This window comes from Brumimicrobium glaciale (genome assembly GCF_004152935.1).
Lineage (GTDB): Bacteria > Bacteroidota > Bacteroidia > Flavobacteriales_D > Crocinitomicaceae > Brumimicrobium > Brumimicrobium glaciale.
On record NZ_SETE01000005.1, the window covers coordinates 359,699 to 371,973 of the forward strand.

Below are 12,275 nucleotides of genomic sequence, written 5' to 3' on the forward strand. Positions count from 1 at the left end.
AAAATATTTCCAATACGCTTCTTAGTAATGTTATACAAAAAAATATAAAACCATGACATTTTGTATCAGAAAAACATATCCACGAGTGTTTTACTAACTATTATGGAGAAATCAATAAAAATAAGTAAAACCATATCTAAACACTATACACTCATATCTAATTTCAAAACTAAACAAAAAAAGCTCCGACGATTATGTCGGAGCTCCCAATACTAAACAATTCCAATAATTTGTAAATCTTAATTAAAAGTCATCCAAATAATTATCAATTGTTAATTATCAATTGTTAATTATCAATTTTCAATTAACCAAAACCGCATCTTCAACCTTAACCTTAGTTAAAGCGATATCCAAAACTTCTCTCATGTTACTCACATAATGAAAAGTTAATCCAGTCAAATATTCTTGTTTAATTTCATCTATATCTTGCTTGTTCTTATCACAAAGAATGATCTCTTTAATATCCGCACGTTTTGCAGCTAAGATTTTTTCTTTCAATCCTCCAACTGGTAAAACATCTCCACGTAAAGTAATTTCACCTGTCATGGCAAGGTTTTTCTTTACTTTTCTTTGCGTAAACAATGAAGCCAAAGAAGTCAACATTGTGATACCAGCTGATGGTCCATCTTTTGGCGTTGCTCCTTCCGGAACGTGCATGTGAACATCGTAGTTATTGAATACATCTGCTTCAACTCCTATCCATTGTGGATGCGCTTTTAAGAATTGTAACGCAATCGTTGCTGATTCTTTCATTACATCTCCTAAATTTCCAGTCAACGTTAATTTACCTTTTCCTTTAGATAAAGAAGATTCAATAAATAAAATATCTCCTCCCATTGAAGTCCAAGCAAGACCAGTTACCACTCCAGCAACGTTATTGTTAGCATACTTGGTTTTTGGTCTCCCAGGCCCCATAATGTCCACTAAATCATCTGCAGTTATCGTTTTCTTGAACTCTTCCTCCATTGCAATTTGACGCGCACGGTTCCTTACCAGTTTCGCAACGGCTTTGTCCAAACCACGAACACCAGATTCGTGCGTATATTCTTCAATCAATTTTTCTAAAGCAACTTTTCCAATAGAAATATCTGATTTCTTAATTCCATGTTCCTTAATTTGGTCTGGAAGCAAGTGTCTTTTTGCAATTTCAATTTTCTCTTCAACAGTATAACCAGAAACTTCAATCAATTCCATACGGTCGCGCAATGGACCTTGAATTGTCGATAAATCATTTGCTGTTGCAATAAATAACACCTTCGATAAATCGTATTCTGTTTCTATATAGTTATCGTAAAATTCATTATTTTGTTCTGGATCTAGCACCTCAAGCATTGCACTTGATGGATCTCCATGATTTGAACGTGAAATTTTATCAATCTCATCCAATACAAAAACAGGATTTGACGTTCCCGCCTTTTTAATGTTTTGCATCACACGTCCTGGCATTGCACCAATGTATGTTTTACGGTGACCACGAATTTCACTTTCATCATGAATTCCACCCAATGACATTCTCACATATTTTCTACCCAATGCTTCTGCAACAGATTTTCCTAAAGAAGTTTTCCCCACTCCTGGAGGTCCATAAAAACAAAGAATAGGCGATTTCATATCTTTCTTCAACTTCAATACCGCCAAGTATTCAAGAATACGTTTCTTCACTTTTTCTAATCCGTAATGATCACGTTCCAAAATCTTTTCAGCACGTTTCAAGTCAAGATTGTCCTTTGTATAATCATCCCAAGGTAAATCCAATAACAAGTCTAAATAGTTCAATTGAACAGTATATTCAGCGCCTTGGGGATTCGAACGTTGTAAACGATTCAATTCTTTGTGGAACATTTCCTCCACTTTCTTTGACCATTTTTTCTTTGAAGCACGTTCACGCATTTTCTCCACATCTTGTTCTTGTGGATTTCCGCCTAACTCTTCCTGAATGGTCTTGATTTGTTGATTCAAGAAATATTCACGTTGTTGTTTGTCTAAATCAACCTTAACACGTGTTTGAATTTCGTTACGCATTTCCAATTGTTGTGCTTCAACAGTTAAATGTTGAAGTACAGACATTGCACGTTTCTTCAAATCCATTTCATCCAGCATCTTTTGCTTTGTCGCAACGTCAGCATTCATATTAGAAGAAATGAAGTTGATTAAGAAACTTGGACTATCAATATTCTTGATCGCAAATTGTGCTTCAGAAGGAATATTTGGTGATTCTTTAATAATCTTCAACGACAATTCTTTCATTGATTGAATAATCGCTGTAAATTCCTTACTCTTTTTAGGAGCCTTTGCTTCTTTACACAATTTTATTTTCCCACGTAAAAATGGTTTCTCTTGTGTAATTTCTTCCAGTTCAAATCTTCTTTTCCCTTGAATAATAACAGTAGAAGTTCCATCAGGCATTTTCAGCAAACGAAGAATCGTTGCTACAGTACCAATTTTATGCAGGTCTTTTCCCTCTGGATCCTCAATTTCAGGATTCATTTGTGAAACTACTCCCACAACTTTATCACTTCCGTTGGCGTGCTTGATTAAATCAATTGATTTATCTCGTCCAACAGTAATTGGAATCACAACTCCAGGAAATAAAACATTATTTCTCAGTGGTAAAATCGGAATATCCGAAGGGAATTTTGCGTTGTGCATATCATCTTCCTCCTCTTGTGTAATTAGCGGGATGAATTCTGCATCTGAATCATCTGGTGATCCCATTGTAATTATGCCTTTATCGAAAATATCATTCATATCTTATGTGCGCTTTTGCGTCAATGTGTCAGTTAGTACTTATAATTAAGTTAAGGATATTAATTAAATGTCCTACTATAATTGTGGAAAGTAATTGTTCAAGACTTATGCCATAATAAAAAACTGTCAAATTTGACAGTTTTTCACAGTATCGAGGAAGAGTTTTGAGTATTGAGGCACTTCGCATTAAAATTTACGTAAATGAAAACCCCAGCGGGATGGTGTATTTCCGCATTGGGATTTATCCCAATGACCAATGATTATTTGATTTTTTGTTTTTTGTTTTTTTTAAAATTTTCTATTTCCCTGGAAATAAATAATTCAAAATTTTCAAATCACTTTCTGTGATTTGCTTCCCTCTTCTCACCATCATCTGGTTTGCTGCATCTACTGCTCTGTCCAATTCATAAACCGGGGAATCTTTCTCACCTCCCCAAGAGAAATTCGGGACGAACTTCGGCGGGAAACCTGATGTAAATAAATTTGCACAAACTCCAATTACTGTGGCAGTATTGAGCATTGTATTGATACTTGTTTTGGAATGATCACCCATGGAAACTCCCATAAACATCAACTCTGTTTGTTCCATTCCTTTCGTTAAATAACTGTAGGTTTTCACATTTCCGTAGTTATTCTTAAGGTTAGAACTGTTCGTATCTGCTCCGAGATTACACCATTCTCCTATCACTGAGTTCCCTAAAAATCCGTCGTGTCCTTTGTTAGAATACGCTTGGAAAATTACGTTATTCACTTCTCCACCAACTTTACAATGTGGCCCTAGTGAAACTGCTCCGTAAACTTTTGTTGATAGCTTTAAAGCACTACTTTCTGCCATTGCCAAAGCTCCTCGAACAACACTTCCTTCCATTATTTCGGCATTTTTACCGACGTAAATTGGGCCAGACTTCACATTCAGAATCGCACATTCTACAGTGGCTCCTTCTTCAAGAAAAAGTTGACTAGCATCTCCAATTAATGTATTCGTCTCTGAAAGTGGAGCACTTTTCTTTCCTTTGGTATAAGCTATAAAATCGGCAGTTAAAATAACATCATTCAATTGATATAAATCCCAACGGTTTTCTAAAATCACTAAATCTTTTATCGTTTCTGAAATACTGTTTTTTGGTTCAAATTGTTCTCCTCTATGCGCCATAAAAACACCTTTCATATACAAAGTTTGATTCATCTCCAATTGCTGAACCAACTCTACCAATCGTGCATTTGGAATTACAGAAGCATTTATCCAAAAATTATCTTTCGTTTGCTTTACTGGAAATTTATCCGACAAATACGCTTCCGTTTTAAACGAAATTTCAGCTTCTGGAATATAAAATTGCCAACGTTCATCATTAGTCCAAATTCCTGTTCGAAGATTCCCAACCGGACGTGTGAGTGACAAAGGTGCAAATGTTAAATGATTCGATAAATCGTGTAGGATGATGTTCATGATTTTGGTTTTTACATTCTATTCGGAACGTTAATTCCTAACAAACGCATTGCTGTATGGATTACTTTCCCTGTATTTTGACTGATTAATATTCGTGCATTTTTCAATGCTATATTTTCTTCTTTCATCACACTAAATGCCTGATAAAATGAATTGTAATTTTTAACTAATTCGAAAGTATAATTCGCAATTAATGCTGGACTGTAATTCTGTCCTGCCTCTTTAATTACCACTGGAAATTCACTCAATTGTTTAATTAATTCCTTTTCTGCATGATCAATTGCCATTTCCTTTTCAGGATTTACCAATTCAACTTTCGTCATTAATGAATTAATTCTTGCGTAAGCATACTGAATAAATGGTCCAGTATTTCCGTTTAATTCAATTGATTCATCTGGATTAAACTTCATGCGTTTTTGTGGATCAACTTTCAGTAAATAATACTTCAACCCACCCATTCCAATCATTTCGTAAAGACTTTCACGCTCGGCATCCGTCATTCCATCAAGGTGACCACGTTCCTTCGTGCTTTCTTTCGCCATTGAAACAACTTCTTCCATCAAATCATCAGCATCCACTACTCTACCTTCACGAGATTTCATTTTACCATCTGGCAAATCTACCATTCCATAAGATAAATGGAAACAGTTTTTTGCCCAGTCGTAACCGAGTTTCTTGAGAATTAAAAACAATACTTGAAAGTGATAATCTTGTTCGTTTCCAACCGTATAGATTACTCCATTCAAATTTGGAAAATCTTTGAAACGATCAATTGCAGTCCCAATATCTTGGGTCATATAAACTGCTGTTCCGTCGGCACGTAAAACTAATTTTTCATCTAAACCTTCGTCTGTTAAGTCAACCCAAACAGAGCCATCGTCTTTTTTAAAGAAAACACCTTTTTCTAAACCTTCTGTTACATGATCTTTTCCAATCAAGAATGTTTCAGATTCATAATAGATCTTATCGAAATCAACTTCCATTCGGTTATAGGTCTTATCAAAACCAACATAAACCCAATTATTCATTGTTTCCCAAAGTTTTCTTGCTGCTGGTTCGTTGGCTTCCCATTTCAACAACATTTCACTTGCATCTTTGGTCAATTGAGCAAACGGAACAGCAAAAGCTGCAATTTTTCGATAAATCCCTTCTTTCTTTTTGTCGTCTTCTGAAGCTTCGTAAGCTGTAAACAAACCTGGTAATTTTTCTTTTGCTTCTTCTGGAATTGTAGAATTCGAATAATTATTCTCTTTCCATTGAGAAGTCATTTCGAATCCTTGAAGCGTAACTTGCTTATCAAATTCGATATAATATTTCCCTACAAAATGATCACCTTTCATTCCATTTGTTTCAGGAGTTTCTCTTTTACCACTTGCATCTTTCGTTGCAAATTGCTCCCAAGCCACCATACTTTTACAAATATGAATTCCACGGTCGTTAATAATTTGTGTTTTAACCACCTCGTGACCATTTGCTTTTAAAATCTCAGAAACACTATATCCTAAAAAGATATTACGCATGTGACCCAAATGCAATGGTTTGTTTGTATTTGGCGAAGAATATTCTACCATAAACATCTTACCAGAAAGCGCTGCTGCACAACCGAAGTTTTTGTCCTCTGTCATTTTAAAAAGTTCATTCTTCCAAAATGCATTGGTCAAATTAAGGTTCAAAAATCCACTTACGACATTATAACTTTCAACTTCTTCTAATTCTTCTTTCAGAAAACGTCCGATATCTTCACCAACTATTGCAGGAGAAGATTTCAATATTTTCACAAATGGAAAAACAACCAAAGTCATATCTCCATCTACATCTTTTCTTGTCTTTTGAAATTGAATTAATTTCTCGTCAATTTTTACTCCAAAAACCGACAGACTATTCTCAAGCAATAATGCTTTAATTTTGTTTTCCATTTTCAATTAATCTATGCTTTTTTTTCAGCAACTTCTAAAACTTCTTTCATTAAATGATAAGCTACCTCGGCCATGTGATTTGTTTTTTCATCCAAACAAGGGTTCACTTCAACAAATTCAATACACTTCACTTTTGGATGAGCAGCATAATACCTTAATAATGCACTTGCTTCTTCGGGTGTTAAACCATGAGGAACAGGAGTTCCAGTTCCGTGAGATACGATATCTGGATCCATAGAGTCTACATCAAAAGAAATATAAATCTCATCGCATGCAGCATACTTCAATTCCAGACGATCAATGACTTTCTGGACACCTACTGTTCTTAGTTCATCAACAGAAATATTCTTAATTCCTTTGCGCTCCATTAGTTCAACCTCTGGAGTTTCAAGGTCACGCAAACCTATAAAACCAAGATCCTCTGCTAATATTTTCGGAGCAATGCCACCTGTGTTTTTTAATTCATTCCAAAATTTAATAGTATCTGGAAGTGGATCATTTTGTTTTGATTCTAAATTATCTTCATTTAAAGCTGTTGCCAAAGGCATTCCGTGCATATTTCCAGAAGGAGTTGTGTATGGTGTATGCAAATCTCCATGCGCATCAATCCATAAAGCACCCAATCTATTTTGAGGATTTGCTACTTTCAACCCAGCAATTGTTCCACCTGCAGAACCATGATCTCCAGCAATTACAATTATAAAATCGTTCTTTTTTCGTTCTCTACTAACAACCTCAGCCACATTTTTATATACAGTGGCCAATCCGTCTGCTCTTTTCCCCCATTTTAAAATAGTTGGTTGATCCAACAAATGATTCATCGTTTTCACGTAATGAATAGGATATTTGGAAAATAAAAAATTTCCTGAATTATCGTCTGCAACACGTATCGCACCAGGACCTAAACTTGCTCCACGTGTTCCTGCTGAAATTTCTGAATCGTTGATGATATATGCTATTGATTTTGCCATGACAATATGTTTTCTTTGAGTTTGAATTAATGCAAAGATAAAAAAATCATAGTTAATTTCTTCATAAAGTGAGACGCGAATAACTTCTCCGTGAAGATTTGAAACTTAGGCGAAAATTTGTTTTAAATTTGTCAAGAAATATTCATCTTTAATTCTTCATGATAAAAGCACTTTCATACATAGTTTTACTTTTTATTTTCATCGCTTGTTCTACTCCTAAGCCAAGTATTGAAAACTTTGAAGGGAAATTGGTTTACACTATTTCTTCGGACCTAAATAATCCAGACATAACAGACAGCATCAACTACCAAGTGATTTATGCAAAGGATTCTATGCTAAGAATTGATAATTTCACTCCTATCGGAAAACAAGTTTACATTAAACATATCCCGAAAAACAAAGCTTATATTTTAATGGATATAGGAATGAAAAAAGTGGCCATTCAAACCATAGCTGATACTTTAGAAAACGATAATAGATATTTATTTAAGAAAGCTTTTGGAAAAGATAAATTTGCTGGCAGGAAGGCTAAGAATATTCACGTTACCGATACGATGTATGACACTACAATGACTATGAACTATTTGGAGGGAATTCCTGCTAAATATTCAACAGCAATAGATGGAATGCCTGGTTTACCAGTAAACTATTCAATTAACTCTAGTGGAATGTGGATCAATTACCAACTTAAAACTATTGAAGAACGCGCTATAGACATTGATATTTTTGGAATTCCATCGGAATATGAAATCATCACATTGGATGAGTTCATCAACTTAATAAAGGACTAACAGCAAATTGTGAATAGCCTTAGGGGAACTTCTATAAACTAACGAATTCATTCCTTATATTCGCAAAATAAATCTGCAGCAAATCGAATGGCAAAAGGAAACGTATTAAAACAAAAAGACAAGAAAAAGATAAAAGAGACTACTGCTAAATCTAAAAATAGCAGATCTTTCTCTTCTCTTTACGCTAAAGTTGACCGCAGAAAAGCAAAATCAATAAGTGGTGCTATCCTTCTTTTGCTCTCAATTTATCTATTTATCGCGTTCACTTCTTACTTATTTAGTTGGAAAGAAGATCAAGATTTAATTATTTCTACAACATTTTTTAATTTTATTTTTAGTAGCCCAGATATCGAAGTAACCAACTGGCTAGGTAAATTTGGTGCGTGGACAGCTCATCTTTTCATGTTCAAATGGTTTGGAATAGCATCGTTTGCATTTAGCTTTTTATTATTAATTACAGGAGTTAGACTTTTACTTAACATCAGAATATTACCTCTTCGCAAAACGTACCTTGTAACTTTCATCGGAATCATTTGGTTTTCTACCTTTTTAGGATTGATGACTTCTCGTGTTAATTATTTAGGTGGATCATTTGGTTATGCAATAAAGGAATGGTTAACCTCTGCTCTGGGACTTTTCGGAGCTATCCTATTAATTCTTGTTTTATTGTTTGTAGCTGTTGTAGCGCTTTTCAATCCTGATTTTAAAGCAATATTCCAAAAGTACTTTCCTAAAAAAGAAAACTCAACTTCCGCAGACAAAAATAATAATGCATTTGCTCATAGTGAAGAAGAAGACGATTTAGACGAAGAGGAAATCGATGAGGAAGATCTAGAAGAAGATGAAGAGTATGAAGTCTCTTTTAAAGACGACAATATTGACCAAGACGAGCAGGAAGACGACGAGGAAGATATAGAAGAAAATGAGGAGGAGAACATTGAAATTGATGAAGAAGCTGAAAGTGACGATGACTTTGAGGTTATAACAAAGAAAGAAGAACAAGAATCTCCGATTGTTAAGCCACAAAGTGAAATTGAAGAAAATGAGGCCGATGAAAACGAATTTTCTGTTGAAGTTCCTAAAAACGAAAAAGAGCTTACTGATAAAGATTTAAACAAAATGGTTGAAGATTTTGGACCGTATGATCCAAAACTTGACCTAGCTAGCTACACTCCGCCAACAATAGATCTATTAAGAAAATTTGAAAGTAATCAAGGAGGTGTAACGAAAGAAGAACTAGAACAGAATAAGGACAACATTGTAAATACTTTAGCGAATTATAAAATTGATATCGCGAAGATTAAGGCGACAATTGGTCCTACAGTGACATTATATGAAATTGTTCCAGCACCAGGGGTTAGAATTTCTAAAATAAAGAATCTTGAAGATGATATTGCCTTGAGTTTAGCTGCTCTTGGAATTCGTATTATTGCTCCTATTCCTGGGAAAGGAACAATTGGAATTGAGGTTCCAAACAGTAATCCGGAAATTGTGAGTATGCGTTCTTTAATCGCCTCTGAGAAATTCCAAAGCTCAAAAGCTGAACTACCTATTGTATTAGGAAAGACAATAACAAACGAAACATTCACCTTTGATTTGGCTAAAATGCCTCACCTGTTAGTAGCTGGAGCAACTGGTCAAGGTAAATCTGTTGGATTAAATGCTATTCTTGTTTCCTTACTATATAAGAAACACCCATCTCAAGTAAAATTCGTTTTAATTGACCCGAAGAAAGTAGAGTTAACCCTATTTAATAAAATTGAGCGTCATTTCTTAGCCAAATTACCTGGAGAAGAAGAAGCTATAATAACGGATACTTCAAAAGTAGTGAATACCTTAAATTCATTATGTATTGAAATGGATGAACGTTATGATTTATTGAAACTTGCGCAAACGAGAAACATAAAAGAATACAACGATAAATTTGTTCAACGAAAATTAAATCCTGAAAATGGTCACCGCTATATGCCTTATATAGTAGTACTCATTGATGAGTTTGCAGATTTGATCATGACAGCAGGAAAAGAAGTTGAACATCCAATAGCTCGTTTAGCACAACTTGCTCGTGCAATTGGAATTCACTTAATCGTTGCAACTCAACGTCCGTCTGTAAACGTAATTACGGGTATGATTAAAGCTAACTTCCCAGCCAGAATTGCTTTCCGTGTACTATCTAAAATTGATTCTCGAACTATTTTGGATACCTCTGGAGCAGATCAATTAATTGGAAAAGGGGATATGTTAATCTCTACAGGAAATGAAGTTATTCGTTTACAATGTGGATTTGTTGACACACCTGAGGTAGAAGCAATTTGTGATTTCATAGGAAACCAAAGAGGTTATCCAGAAGCAATGATGCTACCTGAGTATGTTGGAGAAGGTGCTGAAGGAACCACTTTAGATGTTGATGACGAACTTGACGAAAAATTCTTTGATGCTGCTCAAATTATTGTAACACACCAGCAAGGTTCGGCAAGTTTACTTCAGCGAAAATTAAAGTTGGGATACAATCGTGCTGGAAGAATTGTTGATCAATTGGAAGCACATGGAATAATTGGACCATTCCAAGGAAGTAAAGCCAGAGACGTACTTATACCGACAGATGAAGCACTAAATCAACACCTTAACGAGAAAGGTTTGCGTTAATTGATGTTAATGTCATTTATTTAGGAAATATTACCATTAAATTTGGCATAGTTTATGTCATAACCATTTCAAAATTATAAAATATGAAACACTTATTAATTGCAGTTTTGTTTATCACAAGTTCAATATTTGCGCAATCAGATCAAAAATCTGAGCAAATTCTTAGCGAAATGTCTTCTGAGATCAAGAAGATGAATTCGTTTTATATTGAATTTACAATGAACGTCAAAAACCCAGCAACGGGAGAAGATTCAAATCAAAAAGGAATAGGTTATGTGAAAGGTAATAAATACTACGCTTCACTAGGTCAAAACACTTTGGTTTCTAATGCTGTAAAAAACTGGACCATTGTTAAGGAAGAGAAAGTAACATATCAAAGTGATGTTGATTTAGACAATGACGAATCGATGAATCCTAAAAAACTAATGACTATTTGGGAAGAAGGTTTTAAAAACAAGTACGATCAAGAAACTACGATGAACGGTAAAAAGGTTCACCAAATAAGTCTCTACCCTCTTAAACCAAGTGAGGTAAACTATCATACAATTGTTTTATACGTTGAAGCAAGCAATAACCAATTGCTAAAAGCAATTATGAAAACAAAGGATGGAAGTACAATGACCTACTCAATCGACGTATTTGAAAAAAACAAATCGGTTCCTGATAGCAAATTTGTTTACAATCCACAAAACTTCCCAGGATACCAACTGATTAGAGATTGATAGATATTTAACAAGACCATTTCCCTAATAAAAATGGTCTTGTTATCCTTCAAAAACCTTTTCATTCTAGGTAAAAGTCTAAATCTTCTAATTTTAGATAATTGATCATTACATTAAGTAAACTTATCACACCCTTTAATAACTAAGCAGAACATATTGACAACATTTTCAACTTATTGAGAAACTGAGGAGTTCAAATAAATTCTTATAAAGTAAAATTGTTTATATTTGCCATCTTGAAATAACTTTTATGTACAAATCAATTACTCTTTCTATTCTCCTAATCAATCTTATATTGCTTAGCTCTTGCGGTACACATAAAAGAATGGTGTATTTCCAAACACATCAAGAAGACAGCACTGAAGTTCAAAACTCACAATATACACCAACATTTAAGCCCGATGACTTTATATCAGTTGTCGTGACAGCTAACGATTTACAAAGTGTTGTTCCATTTAACTTCCCTGCTACTGGAGGTACTCAAACTACGCAATCAGGATATTCATCAGGTTCACCAGCGAAACTGGGTTACTTAATTGATCCAGAAGGAATAGTTAATCTTCCAATATTGGGAAAAGTTAAACTAGGTGGTTTAAGTAGAACAGAAGCAACTGACCTTATTGAAAATAGACTTAGTAGTTTCTTAAAAAGTCCGGTTGTCAATATTCAGATTCAAAATTATAAAATAACGGTTTTAGGAGATGTTACCAAACCAGGTACCTACACTATACCCAATGAAAGAATTACTATTCTTGAAGCTATTGGACTGTCTGGTGATCTCGGTATTACTGGTGTAAGGAATAACATACTTGTTATTCGAGATGAAAATGGAGAAAAAAAACAATACAGAGTAGATTTAACTACAGATGAAGTGCTTACTTCACCGGTTTATTATCTTGAACAAAATGATGTTGTATACGTTGAGCCAAATAGCGCCAAAAGAACTGAAGGAACGTTTTGGAGATCCTCTGGAGGAATAATAATATCTTTGACCTCGTTAGTAATTACAACCATTACCCTAATCGTTAAATAGC

General features: G+C 34.5%; 8 protein-coding genes. 4 read left to right on the top strand and 4 right to left on the bottom strand.

Features of this window, described 5'->3' with window-relative positions:
- Positions 1–300: 300 nt before the first annotated feature.
- From lon to ERX46_RS13275, 4 genes are all read right to left on the bottom strand, one after another.
- Positions 301–2,748, bottom strand: a complete 2,448-nt coding sequence (lon, locus tag ERX46_RS13260; RefSeq protein WP_130094351.1) for an endopeptidase La — start codon at positions 2,746–2,748, stop codon at positions 301–303.
- 298 nt (positions 2,749–3,046) lie between these two features.
- A complete protein-coding gene (locus tag ERX46_RS13265; protein ID WP_130094352.1) occupies positions 3,047–4,195 on the bottom strand; it encodes a putative sugar nucleotidyl transferase in 1,149 nt (382 codons plus the stop codon).
- An 11-nt stretch (positions 4,196–4,206) separates the two neighbouring features.
- Positions 4,207–6,111, bottom strand: coding sequence for an arginine--tRNA ligase (gene argS / locus ERX46_RS13270; protein WP_130094353.1), 1,905 nt, complete (start codon positions 6,109–6,111; stop codon positions 4,207–4,209).
- 11 nt (positions 6,112–6,122) lie between these two features.
- Positions 6,123–7,082, bottom strand: a complete 960-nt coding sequence (locus ERX46_RS13275) for an arginase (RefSeq protein ID WP_130094354.1) — start codon at positions 7,080–7,082, stop codon at positions 6,123–6,125.
- Between the two features lie 158 nt (positions 7,083–7,240).
- Here ERX46_RS13275 and ERX46_RS13280 point away from each other — a divergent pair, with 158 nt between their 5' ends.
- The 4 genes from ERX46_RS13280 to ERX46_RS13295 all read left to right on the top strand — a co-directional run bounded on the left by ERX46_RS13280 (position 7,241) and on the right by ERX46_RS13295 (position 12,274).
- Positions 7,241–7,873 (top strand): hypothetical protein, encoded by a 633-nt coding sequence (locus ERX46_RS13280; protein WP_130094355.1) that lies wholly within the window; start codon positions 7,241–7,243, stop codon positions 7,871–7,873.
- 87 nt (positions 7,874–7,960) lie between these two features.
- Positions 7,961–10,519 (top strand): FtsK/SpoIIIE family DNA translocase, encoded by a 2,559-nt coding sequence (locus ERX46_RS13285; RefSeq protein WP_130094356.1) that lies wholly within the window; start codon positions 7,961–7,963, stop codon positions 10,517–10,519.
- A gap of 83 nt (positions 10,520–10,602) precedes the next feature.
- A complete protein-coding gene (locus ERX46_RS13290; RefSeq protein WP_130094357.1) occupies positions 10,603–11,241 on the top strand; it encodes a LolA family protein in 639 nt (212 codons plus the stop codon).
- A 250-nt stretch (positions 11,242–11,491) separates the two neighbouring features.
- The gene (locus ERX46_RS13295; RefSeq protein ID WP_130094358.1) at positions 11,492–12,274 is read left to right on the top strand and encodes a polysaccharide biosynthesis/export family protein; all 783 of its coding nucleotides are present in this window, start codon (positions 11,492–11,494) and stop codon (positions 12,272–12,274) included.
- Position 12,275 lies beyond the last annotated feature (1 nt).